19 protein-coding genes are annotated in these 21227 nt (G+C 63.6%); 13 read left to right on the top strand and 6 right to left on the bottom strand.

Annotated elements, in window-relative coordinates; genetic code table 11:
* The first annotated feature begins 164 nt into the window (after positions 1-164).
* Positions 165-1112 (top strand): ABC transporter ATP-binding protein, encoded by a 948-nt coding sequence (locus M2332_RS02980; RefSeq protein ID WP_264572907.1) that lies wholly within the window; start codon positions 165-167, stop codon positions 1110-1112.
* Positions 1109-1879, top strand: coding sequence for an ABC transporter permease (locus M2332_RS02975; protein ID WP_264572906.1), 771 nt, complete (start codon positions 1109-1111; stop codon positions 1877-1879). Before M2332_RS02980 ends, M2332_RS02975 begins: the two co-directional genes overlap by 4 nt.
* A 79-nt stretch (positions 1880-1958) precedes the next feature.
* On the opposite strand, the gene glpX is transcribed toward M2332_RS02975, so the two are convergent.
* From glpX to M2332_RS02960, 3 genes are all read right to left on the bottom strand, one after another.
* The gene (glpX, locus tag M2332_RS02970) at positions 1959-2948 is read right to left on the bottom strand and encodes a class II fructose-bisphosphatase (RefSeq protein ID WP_181559765.1); all 990 of its coding nucleotides are present in this window, start codon (positions 2946-2948) and stop codon (positions 1959-1961) included.
* Positions 2949-3081: 133 nt separating this feature from the next.
* Entirely contained in the window at positions 3082-4398 is a 1317-nt protein-coding gene (locus tag M2332_RS02965) for a homoserine dehydrogenase (protein WP_181559764.1), read from the bottom strand.
* Between the two features lie 92 nt (positions 4399-4490).
* Positions 4491-5372: a hypothetical protein gene (locus M2332_RS02960; protein ID WP_264572905.1), complete on the bottom strand. Its 882-nt coding sequence runs from the start codon at positions 5370-5372 to the stop codon at positions 4491-4493.
* 229 nt (positions 5373-5601) lie between these two features.
* Between M2332_RS02960 and M2332_RS02955 the strand changes: the two genes are divergently transcribed.
* From M2332_RS02955 to M2332_RS02935, 5 genes are all read left to right on the top strand, one after another.
* On the top strand, positions 5602-6255 hold the full coding sequence (locus M2332_RS02955; RefSeq protein WP_264572904.1) for an energy transducer TonB: 654 nt from the start codon (positions 5602-5604) through the stop codon (positions 6253-6255).
* 72 nt (positions 6256-6327) lie between these two features.
* Positions 6328-7077 (top strand): MotA/TolQ/ExbB proton channel family protein, encoded by a 750-nt coding sequence (locus M2332_RS02950; protein WP_181559761.1) that lies wholly within the window; start codon positions 6328-6330, stop codon positions 7075-7077.
* Positions 7078-7178: 101 nt separating this feature from the next.
* A complete protein-coding gene (locus M2332_RS02945; protein WP_181559760.1) occupies positions 7179-7664 on the top strand; it encodes an ExbD/TolR family protein in 486 nt (161 codons plus the stop codon).
* 25 nt (positions 7665-7689) lie between these two features.
* Complete coding sequence (locus tag M2332_RS02940) at positions 7690-8115, top strand: ExbD/TolR family protein (protein ID WP_181559759.1); 426 nt, start codon at positions 7690-7692, stop codon at positions 8113-8115.
* Positions 8116-8586: 471 nt separating this feature from the next.
* Entirely contained in the window at positions 8587-8907 is a 321-nt protein-coding gene (locus M2332_RS02935; RefSeq protein WP_264572250.1) for a PilZ domain-containing protein, read from the top strand.
* A gap of 456 nt (positions 8908-9363) precedes the next feature.
* Here the strand turns inward: M2332_RS02935 and M2332_RS02930 are convergent, their stop codons facing one another.
* Positions 9364-11154 (bottom strand): ABC transporter transmembrane domain-containing protein, encoded by a 1791-nt coding sequence (locus M2332_RS02930; RefSeq protein ID WP_264572903.1) that lies wholly within the window; start codon positions 11152-11154, stop codon positions 9364-9366.
* A gap of 178 nt (positions 11155-11332) precedes the next feature.
* On the opposite strand from M2332_RS02930, the gene M2332_RS02925 reads away from it, so the two are divergent.
* The 3 genes from M2332_RS02925 (at position 11333) to M2332_RS02915 (ending at position 14065) form a co-directional block, all read left to right on the top strand.
* Positions 11333-12568 carry a polyhydroxyalkanoate depolymerase gene (locus M2332_RS02925; protein ID WP_264572902.1) on the top strand — a complete coding sequence of 412 codons (1236 nt, stop codon included), beginning with the start codon at positions 11333-11335 and terminating at the stop codon, positions 12566-12568.
* 29 nt (positions 12569-12597) lie between these two features.
* Positions 12598-13614: an N-acetyl-D-Glu racemase DgcA gene (gene dgcA / locus M2332_RS02920; protein ID WP_264572901.1), complete on the top strand. Its 1017-nt coding sequence runs from the start codon at positions 12598-12600 to the stop codon at positions 13612-13614.
* A 76-nt stretch (positions 13615-13690) separates the two neighbouring features.
* On the top strand, positions 13691-14065 hold the full coding sequence (locus tag M2332_RS02915) for a hypothetical protein (RefSeq protein WP_181559754.1): 375 nt from the start codon (positions 13691-13693) through the stop codon (positions 14063-14065).
* Here M2332_RS02915 and M2332_RS02910 read toward each other — a convergent pair.
* Both M2332_RS02910 and ubiG read right to left on the bottom strand, forming a co-directional pair.
* A complete protein-coding gene (locus M2332_RS02910) occupies positions 14047-15231 on the bottom strand; it encodes a mechanosensitive ion channel family protein (RefSeq protein WP_264572900.1) in 1185 nt (394 codons plus the stop codon). The genes M2332_RS02915 and M2332_RS02910 overlap by 19 nt on opposite strands.
* Entirely contained in the window at positions 15231-16001 is a 771-nt protein-coding gene (ubiG, locus tag M2332_RS02905) for a bifunctional 2-polyprenyl-6-hydroxyphenol methylase/3-demethylubiquinol 3-O-methyltransferase UbiG (protein ID WP_264572899.1), read from the bottom strand. Before ubiG ends, M2332_RS02910 begins: the two co-directional genes overlap by 1 nt.
* Before the next feature lie 106 nt (positions 16002-16107).
* On the opposite strand from ubiG, the gene M2332_RS02900 reads away from it, so the two are divergent.
* From M2332_RS02900 to ptsP, 3 genes are all read left to right on the top strand, one after another.
* A complete protein-coding gene (locus M2332_RS02900) occupies positions 16108-17367 on the top strand; it encodes an aspartate kinase (protein ID WP_264570375.1) in 1260 nt (419 codons plus the stop codon).
* A 143-nt stretch (positions 17368-17510) separates the two neighbouring features.
* The gene (locus tag M2332_RS02895; RefSeq protein ID WP_413715934.1) at positions 17511-18497 is read left to right on the top strand and encodes an NAD(P)H-dependent flavin oxidoreductase; all 987 of its coding nucleotides are present in this window, start codon (positions 17511-17513) and stop codon (positions 18495-18497) included.
* Between the two features lie 345 nt (positions 18498-18842).
* Positions 18843-21143, top strand: a complete 2301-nt coding sequence (ptsP, locus tag M2332_RS02890; RefSeq protein ID WP_264572897.1) for a phosphoenolpyruvate--protein phosphotransferase — start codon at positions 18843-18845, stop codon at positions 21141-21143.
* The last annotated feature ends 84 nt before the right edge of the window (positions 21144-21227 follow it).

Genomic DNA, 21227 nt, shown 5'->3' with positions numbered 1-21227 from the left:
CGAAGCCTTCGATACGCCGCTTCTACAGGCGCAGCAGCTACTCAGGACGAACGGAGATATCATCCGAGATGTCGTCATTTTGCGCACGGCGTCCTTCGGGCGGAACGGCGTTTATCCGCACGCCGCTCTTTGCAAGACCCGGCCGATGGAGTAGCTGCGCTATCATGACGGCAATCCTCTCGCTCCGCGGCGTTACCAAGCAATATGCCAGCGGTCACAAGGCGCTCGGCAGCGTCGATCTCGATGTGGAGGAGGGCGAGATCTTCGCGCTTCTCGGGCCGAATGGCGCTGGCAAGACCACGCTCATATCCATCATCTGCGGCATTGTGCGCGCCAGTGGCGGGACTGTGCATGTCGGCGGGCACGATATCGTGCGGGATTATCGCCAGACGCGCGCCACCATCGGTCTGGTGCCGCAGGAACTCTCGACCGATCAGTTCGAGCGCGTGATCGATACGGTGCGCTTCAGCCGTGGCCTGTTCGGCAAGCCGCGCGACGATGCCTATATCGAGAAGGTGCTGCGCGACCTGACGCTTTGGGACAAGCGCCACGCCAAGCTGCAGGAGCTTTCCGGCGGCATGAAGCGGCGGGTCATGATCGCCAAGGCACTCGCCCATGAGCCGCGCCTGCTGTTTCTGGATGAGCCGACTGCCGGCGTCGACGTGGAACTGCGCCGCGACATGTGGGCGCTGGTCCGCCAGCTGCGGGACAATGGCGCGACGATCATCCTCACGACCCATTATATCGAGGAAGCCGAGGACATGGCCGATCGCGTGGGGGTCATCACCGGCGGCGAGCTGATCCTCGTGGAAGACAAGGCGCGGCTGATGAAGAAGCTGGGCAAGAAGACGCTGCGGATCACGCTCAATGAGCCGATGTCGGCTGTGCCTGCTGCCCTGTCTGACTGGCGCGTGACTCTGGAGAGCGACGGCGCCGAGCTTGAATATGTGTTCGACAGCCAGGCCGAGCGCACCGGGATCTCGGCGCTGCTCGGCCAGCTGAGCGCCCTCGGCATCGGCTACAAGGACCTCAATACCAAGGAAAGCTCGTTGGAGGACATTTTCGTGGATCTTGTCCACAAGCCCACGGCCCGGTCGGAGCAGGCGGCATGAGCGGCATCAATATCCACGCGATCCGCGCGATCTATCTGTTCGAGCTGCACCGCTTTCAGCGCACGCTGATGACGGGGCTGGTCGTGCCGGCGTTGACCACCACGCTCTATTTCGTGGTGTTCGGCAGCGCCATCGGCTCGCGGATGACTGAGGTCGACGGGATTCCCTATGGCGCGTTCATTGTGCCGGGCCTCATCATGCTGTCGATGTTCACGGAGAGCATCTTCAATGCCAGCTTCGGCATCTACATGCCCAAATATAGCGGCACGATCTACGAGCTGCTCTCCGCGCCCATTTCCGCGCTGGAGACGATCATCGCCTATGTGGGCGCGGCGGCGACCAAGTCGATGATCATCGGGCTGGTGATTCTCGCGACGGCGCATCTGTTCGTCGATCTGCCCATCGCGCACCCTGCCGCGATGCTCCTGTTCATGATGGTGATCGCGATCAGCTTTTGCCTGTTCGGGTTCATCCTGGGTATCTGGGCGCAGAGTTTCGAGCAGTTGCAGGTTATTCCGCTCATCGTCGTCATGCCGATGACCTTTCTCGGCGGCGCGTTCTACTCGATCCATATGCTGCCCGAGCCCTGGCGGACGATCACCATGTTCAATCCGGTGGTCTATCTGATCAGCGGGTTCCGCTGGACCTTCTTCGGGAAGGGCGATGTCGCGATGGGCGTCTCCGTGGCATTCGTCAGCGCGATGCTGGTCATCTGCCTCGCGGTAATCGCCTGGATGTTCAAGACCGGATATCGTCTCAAGAAGTAGAGCGAACTGGCGTTAAATACCAAAACGCCCGCCCTGCGCGAACGCAGGCGGGCGGTTCAGTCTCTGAATACTCGGTGCGTCAGTCGCGGGCGCGATGCTCACCCTTGACCCAGCGGACCGTGCCGGACGAGGCCCGCATCACGACGCTGTTCGTGGTCATCTTGCCGCCGCGGAGGAGCTTGACACCCTCGAGCAGCGAGCCATCGGTGACGCCGGTTGCAGCGAAGATGCAGTCCCCCTTGGCGAGGTCCTCCAGCTTGTAGATGCGGTCGAGGTCGGTGATGCCCCATTTGCGGGCGCGAGCCTTCTCGTCCTCGTTGCGGAACAAGAGCTTGCCGTTGAACTGGCCACCGACGCAGCGCAGGGCCGCACAGGCTAGCACGCCCTCGGGCGCACCGCCAGAGCCCATGTACATGTCGATGGTGGTGTCCGGGTCCGTCGTCGCGATCACGCCGGCCACGTCGCCGTCGCCGATCAGCACCACCCCGCAGCCGATGCCGCGCAGCTCGGCAATCAGCTTCTCATGGCGGGGGCGATCCAGCACGCACACGATGATCTCGGAGGGCTTCACGCCCTTGGCCTTGGCCACCGCCTCGACATTCTCCGTGGCGCTCTTGCGCATGTCGATGATGTCCGGCGGATAGCCGGGGCCAACCGCCAGCTTCTCCATGTAAACGTCCGGCGCGTTGAGCAGATTGCCTTCCTCGGCCGCAGCCAGAACCGCAAGCGCATTGGGGCCGGCCTTGGCGGTGATGGTCGTGCCTTCCAGCGGATCGAGCGCGATGTCGATCTTGGGGCCACGGCCCGGCGCGCCGCCGACCTTCTCGCCGATGTACAGCATGGGGGCTTCGTCGCGCTCACCTTCGCCGATCACCACCGTGCCATCCATGTACAGGCCATCGAAGGCCTTGCGCATCGCTTCGACGGCTGCAGCGTCAGCGGCCTTCTCGTCGCCGCGCCCCACCAGCTTGGACGCGGCGATCGCGGCGGCCTCGGTGACGCGCACCATCTCAAGAACAAGTACCCGATCGAGTACGGAACTGGCTTCGACGGTATTCGACTTCCCCATCCTGCGGCATCCTTTGCTGAATTGATGGGACGCGATAGGCGAGGATTGTTGCAATGTCGATAATGAGCCAGCGTCTTACCGGTGCGGCCGGGCGCATATCGCATCCCGGCCTCTAAGCGCGGGGTCGCGCCTGTCAGTCGAGGATGTGCATCAGCATCGGTGCGCCCAGTAGACTGTCCGATCCGCCGAGCCTGCGCAGCAGATCGTCGATGGCGGAGAGGGCGCCCGGGTGCGTGACGATGGCGACGAGAACGCCCTCGTCCGCGGTGGCGGCCCGCTGGATCACGCTTTCGATCGACACGCCCGAATCCCGCATCGCCGCCGTGATTTCCGCCAGAACGCCGGGGCGATCCTGGACCTGGAAGCGCAAATACGCACGGCCGGTGCGCTGGCCGGCATCGGCCTTGACCTGGCGCTGCAGCCATTCGGCCGGCATGGCGAAGGCAGGGCCATATTCATCGCGTGCCACGTCGATGACATCGGCGACCACCGCCGAAGCAGTCGGGCCTTCACCAGCGCCGGCGCCCTGGAAGAACAGACGGCCGACGAAATTGCCCTCCGCCACGACGGCGTTCAGCGCGCCATCGACGTGAGAAAGCGGGTGATCGAGCGGCACCAGCATGGGGTGGACGCGCTGGAAAAGGCCGACATTCTCGCTGCCGTCCGCCTCGCACTCCGCCATGCCGACCAGCCTGATCTTGAAGCCGAGCGATGCCGCCTCGCGGATGTCGGCAGCCATGACGTTGCGGATGCCGGTGATATCTACCGAGCCGAAATCGATCTCCGTACCGAAGGCGAGGCTGGCGAGAATCGAGAGCTTGTGCGCGGCGTCGATACCGTCGATGTCGAAGGTTGGATCGGCTTCGGCATAGCCTTTGGCCTGCGCTTCCTCCAGCACCTGGTCGAACGGGCTGCCGTGCTGTTCCATGGTGGAGAGGATGTAATTGCAGGTGCCGTTGAGGATGCCATAGACCCGCATGATGCGATTGGCAGCGGCGCCCTCCCGCAGGCCCTTGATGACCGGCACACCGCCCGCGACGGCCGCTTCATATTTCAGCGCAACGCCGCTCCGCTCGGCTTCATGTGCCAAATCGAGACCATGATGAGCGATCATCGCCTTGTTGGCGGTAACGAAAGGCTTGCCCTGGCTCAGGCATTGGCGGGCCAGCGTCAAGGCCGGGCCATCCGCGCCGCCGATCAGTTCAACGACCGTGTCGATGTCCTCGCGCTGGGCGAGGGTCGCCATGTCGTCGACCCATTCATAGGCGGAGAGATCGAGGCCGCGATCCTTGCTGCGGTCCCGCGCGGAAATGGCGACCACCTCGATCGGGCGGCCTGCACGCCGGGCAATCAGATCCCGATTGGTCTCCAGCAGGCGAATGACACCGGCGCCCACGGTTCCCAAGCCGACGATGGCGAGGCGAAGGGGGCGGGAAGAGGCGTCGGTCATGATCATGTCCTGCAAAAAGGTGTGAGCGGCGGTCGCGCGGAGGTCCGCCGCCGCTCATAGCGGGTAATCCTGTTCAGGAAAGAGCCCTCTGCCTAAATGACTGGCGTTTGGGTGCGGTCACATGGTCCGAGCGCGGCCCGGAATGCGCTGTAATCGCGACTGGCGGCCTCCGCATCGTTGCGCGCCAGTTCGGTGAGGGACAAGGGCGGGAGCTGGTCGGGCAAGCTGCACGCGAGGCGATACCACAGCAAGGTGTCCCGCTCGGGGAGCTTCGCCGAATCATCCACAACCTCGCCCAGCGACACGCTGAAATGCGGTTGCTCCTGCGGTCTGCGGATCACCGACAGTGAAATCGGCGAGCCGTCCGCTGTGCCAAGAAAGATCTGGGTCTCCCCTTCGCCCACAATCGCGCCTGGCACATGGAAGGCGGAGGTGATGGCGGTGATCGGACCGGGTGCGCCCGGCGCGTAAAGATCTTCGATGACCTTTCGTGCCAGCGCCTCGTTGGCGGGGGTCCAGGGCACGAGCGCCGTGCTCGCGCTCAACTGGAACTCGCTCACCTGCTGGCCGACTTTGCCGAAAGCGAGAAAAATCTTGTTCTTGAGGTTGGGGCGTCGGGCATTTTCCGCGGACCCGTCCACGAGGAAAGAGATTCGCTTGGACATCACACCATCGCTGCGAATCAAGCCCAGCGTTTCAGCCTGAACGTAAAAACGGCTCCGCGTTTCCGGCAGATCGGGCGCGCGCTCGCGCTTGAGGGCGACGATAGAGCGCACGGTAATGCGCGCCACCGTGGGGGATGACGATACCAGTTCGGCCATCCGCGCGTAACTCAAGCTTGCCGGCTCTGGCGATTCTGCCACCTGTGCCGTAGCGGAAGTGGAAATAAAGGGGAAAGCGGCCGTCAACAGGACGCTGCAACCGATTGCCGCCAGTTTGAACGGGGCCTTTTGGCGTCGGATTGTGTCGGTCATACGCAATTCTCCTGATAGGCCTTCCTCAGCCTCTAACATAGGGGGTTAAGCAGAGGTGACCACCGTCAACAAAGCGTTTGCTTCACACGTTTTGCCACGATAGGACATGCCTCGGAATTTAGGAGCCCGAGCGATCAGTATCGCACGGAAGACGTCGTGCTTTACGGCATTTCGTCGATTCGTGGTCTGATTGTCAGCGCTGTATCGAGCTAGGGAGTGTCATTGCTGAATGGCCTATGCTGACCAGTCACAATCGTCCGGTAGGACGGTTTCTCTTATCATCGTGGCAATCATTCACGCGATCCTCGGTTATGCGTTTGTGACGGGGCTTGGCATCAAGTATGTCAAGCAGGCTGCAGAACAGCTGAACGTCATCGACGTGGCAGAGGAGCCGCCGCCGCCAGAGGAGGAGCCGCCGCCACCGCCTCCGCCTCCGCCAGACATGCCGCCACCACCGCCGCCGCCGCCCACAGCGCCGCCGCCGATGATTTCGCTGCCGAGCACGGCTCCGGTTCTGGCGCCGCCGCCGCCTCCCACGCCGCCTCCGCCGGCTCCGCCCGCGCCGCCGCCGCCGCCTGCGCCGGTTGTCAGCAAGGCTGCTGGTGCCAGGGGTAACCCTGCGAGCTGGATTACGTCTGACGACTATCCTGCAGGCGCCCGTCGTGACGAAGCCGAGGGTTCGGTGACGATCGCATGGGAGATCAATGAGCAGGGTCGGGTGGAGAATTGCCGAGTGACCGCATCGAGCGGCCGTCGGGATCTCGACGAAACCGCTTGCAGTCTGATCGTTCGCCGGGGACGTTATTCTCCTGCGCTCGATCAAGCCGGCAACCCGATCAAGTCTAGCAGCTCGCGTCGCGTCGTCTGGAAGCTTGAACGTTAATCCTGATTTCGGCCGTCCCGAACCGGGGCGAGGGACGGCCCATTCACCGACTGGTTTGAGAGGAATACACGAATGTTGATTTATTTGTCCGCAGCCGCTGCGCCGGCCGATAACCCTTACGGTCTCATGGAAGCCCTCGAGCAGGGCGGCGTGATCGCCTGGACCGTTTTCATCATTCTTTGCGGCATGTCCGTGTTCTCGTTCTTCATTCTGTTCTCGAAGCTCATCGAGCAGCAGAAGGTGATCGGCCAGGCCAAGAAGGTCCGTACGACGTTCTGGCGTTCGGCGACCCTCAAGGAGGGTTCGGCCAAGCTCGAGAAGAACAGCGCCTACAAGCAGCTGGTCGACGACGGCATCATGGCGCAGGAACAGCATGCCAAGCTGACCGATCCGGTCGAGGCGCATGACTGGATGCACGCTTCGCTCGCGCGTTCGGAAGCTGCCATCAACTCCAAGCTCGGCGGTGGCCTCGCGTTCCTCGCGACCGTCGGTGCGACCGCGCCGTTCATCGGTCTGTTCGGTACGGTTATCGGTATTTACCGCGCGCTCATCAAGATCGGTGCGTCCGGTCAGGCCTCGATCGACGCCGTTGCCGGCCCGGTCGGTGAAGCTCTGATCATGACCGCGCTGGGTCTGGCCGTGGCCGTTCCGGCTGTGCTTGCCTACAACTGGCTGCAGCGTCGTAACAAGTCGATTGCTGAAGACCTGAGCGGCTTCAACAACGACCTGCTCGGCTACATGGTGTCCAACGGTGCGGTCCGTCCGACCGTGGTTGCTGCCCCGGCCGCGCCCGCTGCCAAGCCGGCTGCCGCCAAGGCCTGAGCTATCAAATGAAGCAGGTGTGGCGACCCTCGAGCGGTCGCCACATCAAGCCTCCGCAAGGACGTGCGTGCTTCCAAAGCCAAGAGTTAGGATTTTGATCGATGGCAATTAGCTCTGGGGGTGGTGGTGATGACACCCCGATGTCGGACATCAACACGACGCCTCTCGTGGACGTCATGCTGGTGCTTCTCATCATCTTCCTCATCGCAATTCCGGTGGTGATCCAGACAGTGGACGTGAAGCTGCCGAAGATCGCCTTCGAGCCAACGACCACGAAGCCGGAAAATGTGAGCCTTACGGTTCGCGCAGTGGATGGCCAGTGCGAAGTGTACTGGAACGTGACCAAGGTCACGGCCGGTGACCTTCTCAACCGCGCTGTCAAGAAGCTGGAAGCGGATATCGAGAAGGCCGGCGGCGTGGAGAACATGAACCCCGACGATCTGCCCGAAGCGCACATCCGTGCAGACATCGATACGCCGTACCGGTGCATCGGCGGCACGATCTTCACGATGCAGCGCGCTGGTTATCCGAAGGTTGGCTTCATTTCCGAGCCCGACCCGGCTTCGATTTCCGTCCGTCGCCTCTGACGCCCAAGTTTAGGAGACCAGTCCCATGGCAATGAGTGGTGGCCGCGACGACGGCGAGCCGATGATGGAAATGAACACGACGCCGTTGATCGACGTCATGCTCGTGCTCCTCATCATGTTCATTATCACGATCCCGATCCAGACCCACGCGGTGAAGATCGACCTTCCGCAGAATGCGGACGCGCCGCAGAACACGATCGACCCGGTCAAGAATCGTCTGACCATCGATCCGGCAGGCACGATCTACTGGAATGGCGCCCCGGTCGACCGGGTGACGCTGCGCCAGTATCTCGATCAGACCAGCCGTATGGCCCCGGAGCCTGAGCTGCAGTTCGAGCCTGACCAGTCGGCTCGTTATGTGGTGGTTGATGAGGTGCTCGCCATCATCAAGCGCGCTGGCGTGACCAAGCTGGGCTTCGTCGGCAATGACCGTTACGGCGGCGTGTTCTGATCATAGCGGAAACGCGCTTCGTCGCGGATCTGGATGCATTTGGAAAAGGGGGCTTCGGCCCCCTTTTTTTATTGGGCTTCAGAGCGAGGCGTCTGGGGTTAAGAAGGCGTCTGGGCGGCAGGCTTCGCCTCAAGCGTCGGCGCGGATTAGCGGCCCTCATGACCTCGATCCTGGCCGCGCGTGCGAGCACAGTGGTATTGCGCTGGGACGCCAGCACGTGACTGGCGGACAAACACGCAAGCCAGTTGACGGTTCTGGACCTTTCAACGGCGCCGGTGATGCCATTAGCCCTCTGCTCGGGCGCTGAGGCGGCGCTGCTGATTTCAAGCGATCGGGATGGAGAAGTGGCCGCCGGTCGAGGTAGTCCTAGGTTTTAGAGTCTCATATGCTGCGCCGGAGGGACCTCGTATGATTAGGACGATGGTAAGCTTCCCTGTCGTATCGTGCGATGTTCCAGGCAGGCAGGTCGATATGGGCGCAGTTCCAGACAGAATGAATGAGCCGTCCGCTCGTTCGTCAGCACGGCAGTCGGTCTTGATTGGCGTCCGCGTGCGCCGCAAGGGCGAGAGCTGGTTCAAGAGCCGGATTTCGGACATGTCGCTCACCGGCTTCCGCCTGATGAGCTATGTGAAGCTTCAGGTCGGTATGGAAGTGTGGGTGATGTTTGCCGGCTTTGAAGGACGCAAGGCGTTCGTCACGTGGGTGTGCGACCATGAAGCGGGGTGCGAGTTCGAGACACCGATGCATCCGGCGATTTTCGATCACATCGTTCGGGGCGCTGAGGCGGACTGACGACATCGGGCCAATCAAGGGCGCGGGCTAGGCAAATGGGCAAAGGGCTGGAGGGTGCGCTGAGGCTTGCTTGCCCTGATCGTGGGACACGCTCGGTCAGCTCCGTGCCGCGCTGCAGACCCATTGCCGGTTTACTGCACACGACAGGCAGCACCGAAAGGGACCTCGCTTTCGACATCGAAGGGGCGTGGTAAGGACTTGGTTGATGCTTCGATGCCATTCTGCACCCGTTCTTTAGGGCTTGGAACTGCTCGGGCTGCGCGTGGGCGGGCTGCCGGTCTCAGTGCTCCCACGTGAGACCCTGAACCCTACGCAGCCGACTTATGTTTGATCGTCGCTCACTTGGCCACGCGGCTGCCGGGCCAGTCACGCCCTCCCTTCGCGAGCGCAAGCAGCTGAGAGCCAGCGCCGCATCAGCAACAGCTGACCGCCGCGCCAACGTCCGGTAAGCTCCGATCAGGCCGGTTCGTCGAACTGCAGCGATGCGAGCCGCGCATAGAGGCCACCGCGGGCAATCAGGTCCGCGTGGGTGCCGATGTCGGCGATCCGGCCCTGATCGAGGACGACGATGCGGTCGGCGGCGCGGACGGTCGCCAGGCGATGGGCGATGACGATGGTCGTGCGATCCTTCATCAGCCGGGCGAGGGCATCCTGCACCAGGCTCTCGGATTCCGCGTCCAGCGCCGAGGTCGCTTCATCGAGCAGCAGCAGCGGCGCGTCCTTGAGAAGCGCGCGGGCGATCGCAACGCGCTGGCGCTGGCCGCCGGAGAGGCGGGCGCCGCTCTCGCCAAGTTCTGTGTCCAAGCCCTGCGGCAGCGCCTTGAGAAAGCCGTCGGCATTGGCTGCGCGCGCGGCCTCCATCAACTGCTCGTCGGTGGCATCCCAGCGTCCGTAACGCAGATTGTCGCGCGCACTGGCCGCAAAGATCACGGTTTCCTGCGGCACCAGCGCGATCATGCCGCGCAGGCTCAGCAGGTCTGCCTCGCGCAGGTCGACGCCGTTGAGGAGGACCCTCCCGTGGGACGGATCGTAAAACCGCTCTGCAAGCTGAAGGAGCGTGGATTTGCCCGCGCCGGATGGGCCGACGATCGCCACGGTCTCGCCCGGCGCGACGTCCAGCGAGAAATCCATAAGGGCGGGCAAATCGGGCCGCGTCGGATAGCGAAAGGCCACATTTTCGAATGTCAGCCGCGCCTGACCGGGCTGCGGGATGGCGACCGGCCGCGCCGGTTGGCGGATTTCGGAGACGGCGCTGGTCAGTTCGCTCAGCCGGGTGGCGGCCCCGGCCCCGCGCAGCAGATCGCCATAGACCTCGGTGAGGGCCCCGAAGGCACCCGCGACAAGGCCGCCCGTCATGACGAAGGCTGCGATGCTGCCGCCGGACATCCGGCCCGCCGCGACGTCAAGCGCGCCCTGCCACATGATGAGCGTGATGGAGCCGAAGATAACCAGGATGATCGTTGCGGTCATAGCCGACCGCAGGGTGATGCGCTGGCGGGCCGTGCGGAAACTGTCCTCGACGGCGCGCCGGAACCGGCCGGCTTCGCGCTCCTCCTGACCGAAGGCCTGGACGATCTTCATGGCGCTCAGCACTTCGTTGGTGATGCTGCCGACCGCAGCCAGCCGATCCTGACTGTTGCGCGAGAGCGCGCGCAGGCGCCGACCGACCAGAATGATCGGCCCGAGCACGATGGGAATGCCGAACAGCAGCATCGCCGTAAGGCGCGGCGCGAGCATGAACAGATAGACGATGCCGCCAAAACCGGTGAGCAGATTGCGCATCGCCACCGAGACCGTCGAGCCGACGACCTGCTCGATGATCGCCGTATCCGCCGTCATGCGAGAGGCGATCTCGGAGGGCCGGTTATGCTCGAAGAAAGCCGGCTCTTGCCGCAGCAGATTGGCCTGCGCGGCGATCCGCAGATCGGCCACCACGCGCTCGCCCAGCCAGGCGACGAAGTAGAAGCGCATGGCCGTCGCAAAGGCGAGGATGACCACGATCAGCAGCAGATACTGGAACCAGCGGCTGATGTCCCCATCCAGACCAGAGGCAAAACCGCGATCGATGACCAGCTTGAAACCACTGGGGATGGCAAGCGTTGCTGCAGAGGCGAGAACCAGTGCGAAGCCGGCGCCGGCTATGCGGCCGGGGTAGCGGAGCGCGGCGTGCCAGATCAGTCGAAGATTGCCAAGATCGCCCGCTTTGCGCCGATCGTCATTGTCTGGGGTGGACGCCGAGGTAGCCATGGCCGCGCCCTAGACCAACTTTGCAACCAAGGGGAGGGCTTTTGCACCTGCGCTGTGCCTTCGGGTGTGGCAAAGGAGACGCGTCGGCACTATTTAATGCTTCTAAGCCCGGCATCGGCGCTGGCATCAGGGCGTTGGATGTGCTGGTTTAGACAGATGGCCCCGAGTAAGGAAACACATGCTCTATAGTGCCTATGAAATTCAGCGCAGCTTCCTGGCAAGCGCCAGTGCCATGGCGACCGCGAGCGTAGAACTGCTCCAAAATCCCGCAAATCCCTTTGCTTATTTCGGTGGCGGTCCGATGCTCGCCTCCGCGCTGGATGTGTTCGCACATGCCGCGGCGCCGCGCGGCAAGCCCGCCTTCGATCTACCGACCACCGAGGTGGACGGGCAGACCGTAGCGGTGAACGAAGTCATCGAGGCGCGCCAGGTCTTCGGCCAGCTGCGTCATTTCGTGCGGGAAGGGCAGGAGGGCCGGCACCCCAAGCTGCTGATCGTCGCGCCGATGTCCGGCCATTTCGCGACGCTCCTGCGCGGCACCGTCGCCCGGATGCTGCCGGGGCATGACGTCTACATTACCGACTGGCGCGATGCGCGCGATGTGCCGCTTTCCGATGGGTCGTTCGATCTGGATGATTATGTCGATTATCTCGTCGGGTGGCTCGAGCATATCGGACCGGGCGCACATATGCTGGCGGTCTGCCAGCCGTCCGTGCCCTGCCTTGCTGCCGCGAGCCTCATGTCGGCCTCGAAGCATCCTTGCCGTCCGCGTACCTTGACGATGATGGGCGGCCCCATCGACACGCGCGAGGGGCCGACGGCCGTCAATCAGCTGGCGCAGGAGCGGCCGCTGAGCTGGTTCAGCCAGAACGTCGTGACCTCGGTTCCATTCAATTATCCCGGCGCCGGGCGGAAGGTCTATCCCGGCTTCATGCAATTGGCCGGTTTCATGACCATGAACCTCGGCAACCACCTGATGAGCCACTGGCAGATGTTCCGCCACCTCGTTCAGGGCGATGACGAGAGCGCGGACGCGACCAAGAAGTTCTACGAGGAATATCGCTCGGTCTGCGACATGACCGCCGAATTCTACCTGCAGACCGTCAATGAGGTCTTCAAGAAGCACAGCCTGCCCAAGGGCGAGTTCATGCATCGCGGCGTCCGCATCGACACGGCGGCGATCACGGATGTCGCGCTGCTCGCCGTCGAAGGCGAGAATGACGATATTTCGGGGATCGGCCAGACGAGGGCGGCGCTCAAGATTTCCCCGAACCTGCCGGACGAGATGAAGCAATATTATCTCGCCGAGACGGTCGGCCATTACGGCATCTTCAATGGTTCGAAATGGCGCAACCGCATTGCGCCAGTGGTCGAGGCATGGATCTCCAGCCACGATGATCTACCGCGCGGCTGATCGCCCGTTCTCATGAGGTCGGATTCGCAATGATCGACATTGGCCTGCAGCAAGTCGCGGTCGAGCGCTTCGCCGTGCGCGACGCTTTCACCATCAGCCGTGGCGCCAAGACGTTTGTGGATGTGGTCATGTGCGTGGTCACGGACGGAATGTTCATCGGCCGAGGCGAGGGCACGCCGATCTATTATCATGGTGAGACGGCCGAAGGATGTGCGGCGGCGATCGAGGCGCTCGTGCAGGCTCAGGGCGGCGTGCCCGACCGCGAGGCGTTGCGCACCCTGATGCCACCGGGCGCCGCACGCAATGCGCTGGATTGCGCACTGTGGGATCTGGAGGCAGCGCGGACCGGCAAGCCGGTTTGGGCGCTGGCCGGACTGAAGGCGCCCCAGCCGGTCCGGACGGCCTATACGATCAGCCTCGATACGCCGGAGAAGATGGCGCAGGCGGCCGCAGACGCGCGGGCGCGGGGGTTCACGCTGCTCAAGTGCAAGCTCACCGGCGACGGCGATCAGGCCCGCATCGAAGCGGTGCGCCAAGGTGCGCCGGATGTCGACCTGATCGTGGATGCCAATGAGAGCTGGGCCGATCTGGACGTGCAGGCGCAAGCCCGTGCATTGGCTGATCTGGGCGTCGCATTGATCGAGCAGCCCTTGCCGGCGCAGGCTGACGCAGCGCTCGCCGGGCTGGCTCTGCCGGTGCCGATCTGCGCGGACGAGAGCTGCCAGTCGCTGGAGGATCTCGCGCGGCTCGGGGCCTATCAGGCAATCAACATCAAGCTCGACAAGGCCGGCGGACTGACCGAGGCGCTCGCCATGGCGCATGCGGCGCGGGCAGCGGGCAAGCGCATCATGGTCGGCTGCATGCTCGCAAGCTCGCTCGGCATTGCGCCTGCCTTTCTGCTTGCACAGTTCGCCGATTGGGTGGACCTCGATGGCGCCTTGCTGCTAGCTCATGATCGCGAGGGCGCCATGAAAGTCGCCAACGGATATCTTTCGCCCGGAACTTTATGGGGCGAGGCGATTATAACGGATGCTCAACGAAGTTGAACGACAATAGGGTTTTGAAGCGGTCGTAAAGGCCGAGGACCGGCAGTTGCCGGGTCGCGATTGGAGGAGGCTGTACGTGCGCCTGGCACGAATTCTCGCATTATTGGTGGTACTCGCGACTGTCGGCGTGTCGGCCTATTTCCTCTATCGCATGCCCTTCGCCTGGCTGCAGATCGTCCCTGCGGCGATTGGCGTCGGCCTGTGCCTCTGGTTCTGGCGCACGGCACCCAAGCGCAAGAAAGCTCGCAAGCGCGCCGCGCTCGCGACGGTTCTGTTCGTGCCGCTGCTGATGGCGAGCGCCGTGCTCAGCCTGATGGTTTCGCCGGAATCGGTCTGGCCGGTGTTCACCGCGCTGGCGCTGCTCGCGATGATGGTCGCCGTGCTTGCGCTCATGCGGATCGAGCGCAAACAGAACCATGTGTGGGCCGGCTATTATTCCGACGTGGCCTGATCGGCGCTCCCGATGCTGCGCGGGGCCAGAGCGCCCGGAAGTTCGTGGAGGACCGGGTAGGGCATGATCATCTTGCCGGCCGGATCGGCGGTAAATGTGGTCTGCGTGGGATAGGCAAATTCCAGCCCGAGATCGTTGAAACGGTCGAGAATATCGAGGCCGATCGCATGGCGGATCATATAGATTTTATCCCAATCGGCCGAGTGCACGTCGAACTCCAGCTCAAAATCCAGTGAGCTGGCCCCGAACCCAATGAAGCCCGAGCGCACGAAGTCACCGCCATGCGCGTTGACGATCTCTCGTAGCAGATCGGGTATTTTCGCCGCTTCGGCCGGCGGGGTCTGATAGATCACGCCGATAGCGAACTTGATCCGGCGGCGATCGAGGCCGGTGTAGCTCGTGATCTCCTTGTTCAGCAATTGCGCATTGGAGACGATCATGCGTTCGCCTGTCACCACGCGCAGGCGCGTGGATTTGAGGCCGATGCGCTCCACAACGCCCGTCTGCGTACCGAAATTGATCGCATCGCCGACCTTGAAGGGCTTGTCGAAGATGATCGAGAGGGACGCGAACAGGTCCGAAAAAATTCCCTGCGCCGCTAGACCAATGGCAATGCCGCCGATCCCGAGACCGGCGACCAGACCGGTGACGTTGACGCCGAGATTGTCCAGCACGACGATGGCCGCAACGGCGAAAATCGCAATGGAGAGCAGAACCTTGATAAGGCCGCTGGCATTGGCCAAGGCCTCGCTGCCGCCCAGCTCCGGGTCCGAGCGCATCTGGATGAAGCCGAGCGCCATGTGGCGCACCCAGACCGCGATCTGCCAGGCCGTCACCACGATGAACAGGAAGTTGATCGCATTGAACAATGCCGGCGGCACCGGGAAATAATTGACGACGAGGCGCGCCGCGATGAGCATCATGAACAGATGCCCGGTTTTCCCGACGGTGCTGGCCGCGACGCCCATGATCGGGGCGCTGTGCGCGGCCTTGAGGAGCAGCCGCTGCACGATCCGCTTGAGTAGCCCCAGCGCAAAATAGATGGCGATGCCGATCGCGATGGCGATCGCCACCTCGATCCAGTTCTCGCCAAGCCATGTCATGGCATGTTCGAGGCTGCGGAGGGGATTGGCGTGGGATGAAGTTGTCGTCGGGGCAGCAGTCATCAGGCTGGCGTGCTCGCAGATTGGGGGATGTCGTGCGATGAGAACGCCGCAGAGAGGATGTAGTTCACGGACAGATTGTCACTGAGCACGAAGCCATATCGCGGATCGGCCATCAGTCCCTTGGTCGCCGTGAGGTGCAGGCCACGGTCGGTCAGCAGCGCTTCCATTTCCTCCGGGGTGATGAAGCGGGCTGCGTCATGCGTGCCCTTGGCGATGCGGCCGAAGCCCTCTGCCAGCGTCACCACCATCAGCTTGGAGAGCGGCGTCCGGTTTGGCGTCGAGATAATCAGTAGCCCATCGGGCTTGAGCAGCCGCGCGATGGCGGAGAGGAACATCGCCGGATCGGTGACATGCTCGATGACTTCCAGCGCCGTGATCAGGTCGAACTGCGGATCGCTCAGCGTCTCCACCCCGCAATTGCGATAATCGATGGGCAGGCCCATTGCGGCGGCATGGTCACGGGCGACGGCGATATTCTCTGGCGCCGCATCTACAGCCGTCACGGCGCCGCCCATGCGGGCGAGCGGCTCGGCTACCAGCCCGGCCCCGCAGCCGACATCGAGGACGCGCTTGCCGGCCAGCGGGCGCAGATCCTGGGGCGATCCACCCCAGTGCGCGTCGATAGCGGCGCGGATGAAACCAAGGCGCACCGGCCCGAGCTTGTGGAGCATGGCGCTGGAGCCATTGGGGTCCCACCAATCGGCCGCGTGCGCGCCGAAATGCGCGGCTTCTTTGGGGTCGATGGTGCTGCTGTGCGGTTCGCTTGCCATTGCCGATCCTGCTGACTAATAGGGCGCCGGCTCGAAGGCCGGTGAATACCGATCCGTCGGCATTTCATGCCCCCTTGATAGTCCAAGAAAGGTCCGCGGCAAGTCCATGGCGCGTATTGTGATGAAATTTGGCGGCACGTCGATGGCCGGCATGGAGCGAATCCGCAACGTCGCGCTTCGGGTGAAGCATGAGGTTGGCCTGGGCAACGAGGTCGCCGTCGTCGTCTCTGCGATGGCCGGCGAGACCGATCGCCTGGTCAATTTCTGCAAGGAAGCCAGCCCGCTTTACGACCCTGCGGAATATGACGTGGTCGTCGCGGCCGGCGAGCAGGTGACGTCCGGGTTGCTGGCGATGACGCTCAAGGCGCTGGGCGTCGATGCGCGCAGCTGGCTGGGCTGGCAGTTGCCGATCCGCACGAGCGAGGCACATAGCAAGGCGCGGATCGACACGGTCGAGACCGAAGGCCTGCTGGCGGCGATGACCTCCGGGCAGGTCGCGGTCATTCCGGGCTTTCAGGGGCAGATGGAGAGCGGCCGGGTCTCGACCCTGGGTCGTGGCGGGTCTGATACCTCCGCCGTGGCGGTCGCGGCCGCCGTGCAGGCCGATCGGTGCGATATCTATACCGATGTCGATGGCGTCTACACGACCGATCCGCGCATCGTCAGCCGGGCCCGCAAGCTCGACAAGGTCACCTATGAGGAAATGCTGGAGCTGGCCAGTGTCGGCTCGAAAGTGCTGCAGACGCGGTCCGTCGCGCTGGCGATGAAGGAGAAGGTGCGCGTGCAGGTGCTCTCCTCCTTCGACGCGCCAGGGGACGATCCCGAACCCGGCACGATGATCGTCAGCGAAGCAGAAATTGAGGAAAGCGACATGGAACGGCAGCTCATCACCGGCATCGCTCATGACAAGAACGAAGCCAAGATCATCGTCACGCGCGTGCCGGACAAGCCCGGGGCGGTTGCCAGCATCTTCGGTCCGCTGGCCGATGCGAGCATCAATGTCGACATGATCATCCAGAATGACAGCAAGGATAATGCGGAGACGGACGTGACTTTCACGGTCCCCCGCACCGACCTCGCGCGCAGCGTCGACATTCTGGAGAAGCTGCAGGACGAGATCGGTTTCCGCCGCATCATCACCGACGATCAGGTCGCCAAGATCAGCGTCGTGGGTGTTGGCATGCGCAGCCATGCCGGCGTCGCGGCGACCATGTTCAAGACGCTGGCCGAGCGCGGCATCAATATCGAGGCGATCTCCACCAGCGAGATCAAGGTCTCGGTGCTGATCGACGAGGACGAGACCGAACTGGCCGTTCGCGTGCTCCACACCGCCTACGGTCTCGACGCGGAGCAGGCGCCCGCTTGATCTATTTGGAGCCGCTTCCGTTCGGGAGAGGCTCCGAGGCAGCGTGCCGGCATCCGGTCGGCCGCTGATCTCCTCTTTGCCGTCGCTTCCCGGTGGGAAGGGTCAGATTGGGTATCGCAATGACCGACCGTCTTTCTTCCCTCATGGCCCGCGGCACCGCCTTTCTCGGCAGCGAGACCGCGATCATCTGTGGCGCGATGAGCTGGGTCTCCGAGCGGCATCTGGTGTCCGCTGTCAGCAACGCCGGCGGCTTCGGCCTGATCGCTTGCGGCGCCATGACCCCCGAGCTGCTCGATACCGAGATCGCGGCGACCAAGGCGATGACGGACAAGCCCTTCGGCGTGAACCTCATCACTATGCACCCGCAGCTGTTCGATCTGATCGCGGTCTGCGCGCGCCATTCGGTGACGCATATCGTGCTGGCTGGCGGCCTCCCGCCCAAGGGCAGCATCGAGGCGATCAAGGCGAGCGGCGCCAAGGTGATCTGCTTTGCGCCGGCCCTGTCGCTGGCCAAGAAATTGCACCGCTCGGGCGTCGATGCGCTGGTGATCGAGGGCATGGAAGCGGGCGGCCATATCGGCCCGGTGGCGACCAGCGTGCTGGCGCAGGAAATTCTGCCGGTCATGGCAAGCGAGCTGCCGGTCTTCGTGGCCGGCGGCATCGGCCATGGCGAGGCGATCGCTGCTTATCTCGACATGGGCGCGGCCGGTGTGCAGCTGGGCACCCGCTTTGCCTGCGCCAGCGAGAGCATCGCTCACGCCAATTTCAAGAAGGCGTTCTTCCGGGCGTCGGCGCGCGACGCGATTGCCAGCGTTCAGATCGATTCGCGGTTGCCGGTGATCCCCGTGCGCGCCCTGCGCAACGCCGGAACCGACGCCTTCACCGCCAAGCAGCGCGAAGTCGCGCAACTGCTCGACGACGGCAAGGTCGATATGGGCGAGGCGCAGCTGCAGATCGAGCATTATTGGGCCGGTGCCCTGCGGCGGGCGGTGATCGATGGCGACATCGAAAATGGCTCGCTGATGGCCGGCCAGTCCGTGGGCATGGTGACGAAGGAAGAACCCGTCGCCGAGATCATCACGACCCTGATGGCCGAGGCGCGGGCCGCGTTGACGCGCCGGGTCGGCTGATCGCGGCACGGCTCTCGCAGACAGCCTGTCGGTCATTGGTTAACGGGTAGCGATATCACGGCGTTCCGTTTACAGCGGTGCGAACGCGCCGACTGGTGCGACCGTCGAAAAGAACAAGACATCGGGAGAGGTGCCGTGCTGAAGGGCCGGTCCAACGACAGGTGCATGAGGGGCGCGTTGTTGCGCGTTTCAACGCCTGCTTGCGTGTCTGCCGCGTCTCCTTCTTTTCCGACTGGCTTTCTTCCTCTGCTGCTCGCCATTCCGTCATCGTCTTTGCCGGGTTTCTCGCCCGGAAAGATCGAGACGAGGTTGGTTCCCGGCGGCAGTTTCTGATAGCAGGAACGCATGGATCAAACGCGGCGCCCGGAATCCCCATCGAGCAGTGCGGCCACGGCCGCGCGCAGAATTCTCTCTCGCCTCCATGAGGTGATGGCGGCGCGTACGCAGACGCAGGTGAAACTCAACAAGGTCGTCGAGATTGTCGGACAGGAGCTTTCGAGCGAGGTCTGCTCGATTTACTTGCTGCGCGATGGCATGCTGGAGCTGTTCGCGACGCGCGGCCTCAAGCAGGAGGCCGTTCACGTCACGCGCCTGGCGCCGGGCGAGGGGCTTGTCGGCACGATTGCCCAGAATGTCGAAACGCTCAACCTCGAGGAAGCGTCGGGCCATCCCGACTTCGCCTATCGGCCGGAAACGGGCGAGGAGCGCTTCCACAGCTTCGCCGGCGTGCCGATCGTGCGTCGTGAGAATGCAATTGGTGCGCTGTGCGTCCAGCATCTCGACCCGCGCGGCTATGAGGAAGTCGAGATCGAGGCGCTGCAGACGGTGGCGATGGTGCTCGCCGAGTTGATCAACAACGCCAATCTGGTCGATGAAAATCCCGGCGAAGATCGCCCGCTCGAAACCGGTGCGAGCATCCTCTCTGGCCTGCAGCTCGTGATGGGCATGGCCCGCGGTCACGCGGTGTTCCATCAGCCGCGCGTGACCATCGAGCATACCGTCGCCGAGGATGTTGAGGTCGAGCGGCAGCGCGTGTATTCGGCATTCGCCAAGATGCGCGAGCAGATCGAGCGGATGGCCGGGCAGGCCGAGTTCGGCATGGACGGCGAGCACAAGGAGGTGCTCGAGACCTACAAGATGTTCGCCTATGATGAAGGCTGGTCGCGGCGGATCAACGAAGCGATCGACTCCGGCCTCACGGCCGAGGCGGCAATCGAGCGGGTGCAGCAACGCACCCGGATGCGGATGCGGCAGATCGACGATCCGCTTCTGCAGGACCGGATGCATGATCTGGAGGATCTCTCCAACCGCCTGCTGCGCATCGTGGCGGGACAGCTTGGCACGGCTGCGCAACTGGGGCTGCGGCAGGACACAATTCTGATCGCGCGCAACCTGGGGCCGGCGGAGTTGTTGGAATATGACCGGCGGCGCCTCAAGGGCGTCGTGCTGGAAGAAGGCTCGCTGACCGCGCACGTCACGATCGTCGCGCGGGCCATGGGCGTGCCGGTGTTGGGCCGCGTCAAAAATACCCGGGCGCTAATCAACGAGGGCGATCTGCTGCTGCTCGATGTGAATCAGAACCGCCTCTACATCCGCCCCTCCGAGCCGATGGACGAGGCGTTCGAGAGCGGCCTGGCGCTCACGCAGAAGCGGCGCGCGGCCTATGCCGGGCAGCGCGATCTGCCGGCGGAGACGAAGGACGGCCAGCGCATCGAGCTGATGGTGAATGCCGGCCTGCGCGACGATGTCGCCGCGCTGGACGTGACGGGCGCCGATGGCATCGGCCTGTTCCGCACCGAGTTCCAGTTTCTCGTCTCGGCCACCCTGCCGCAGCGCGAGCGCCAGCAGCGGCTCTACAAGGAAGTGCTCGACGCGGCGGGCAGCCGCCCGGTCATTTTCCGCACGGTCGATATCGGCGGGGACAAGGCCCTGCCTTATCTGCGCAAGAGCGATTCCGACGATGAGGAAAATCCCGCCATGGGCTGGCGGGCGGTTCGCCTCGCTCTAGAGCGCGATGGCCTGATGAAGGCGCAGGCGCGGGCATTGCTGGAGGCCGCGGCCGGGCGGACCTTGCATGTCATGTTCCCGATGATCTCCGAGCCATGGGAACTCACCCAGGCGATGACCCTGTTTCGCGAGCAGAAGGACTGGCTCACCAAGCGTGGCCGCAAGTTGCCCAAGAGCGTCAAATATGGCGCGATGCTGGAAGTGCCCGCGCTCGCCGAGGCGCTCGACTTCGTGCTGCCGGAACTGGACTTTCTCTCCATCGGCACCAACGATCTCACCCAGTTCCTGTTTGCTGCCGACCGCGCGAACCCCAAGCTGGCTGAGCGTTACGATTGGCTGAGCGTCGCGATCCTCCGCTTCCTCGCCCGCGTGACGCGGACCTGCTCCGAGCATGGGGTGCCGGTGGGAGTCTGCGGCGAAATGGGCGGGCGGACGCTGGAAGCCATGGCCCTGCTCGGCCTTGGCATTCGGCGCCTTTCCATCACGCCGGCCTCGATCGGCCCGGTCAAGGCGATGGTACGCTCGGTGGATCTCACGGCCTTGTCGCAGGTCACGGTCGATTTGCTGAAGGGCGGGGTTGCCAACCTTCGCGAGCCACTCTCGCAGTGGGCCGACGATAACGGCGTCGATCTCGGTTGAGAGCCTGTGCGGTGCCGCGCCAGCGAATTCGCGCGTTGACACCGCATAGCGACTGATGGAACAAAGGAATTGGCAAAAAGACCG

This window comes from Sphingobium sp. B11D3A (genome assembly GCF_025961695.1).
GTDB lineage: Bacteria > Pseudomonadota > Alphaproteobacteria > Sphingomonadales > Sphingomonadaceae > Sphingobium.
The sequence above is the reverse complement of the archived record's forward strand: the minus strand, read 5'-3'. Positions and strand labels throughout refer to the sequence as shown.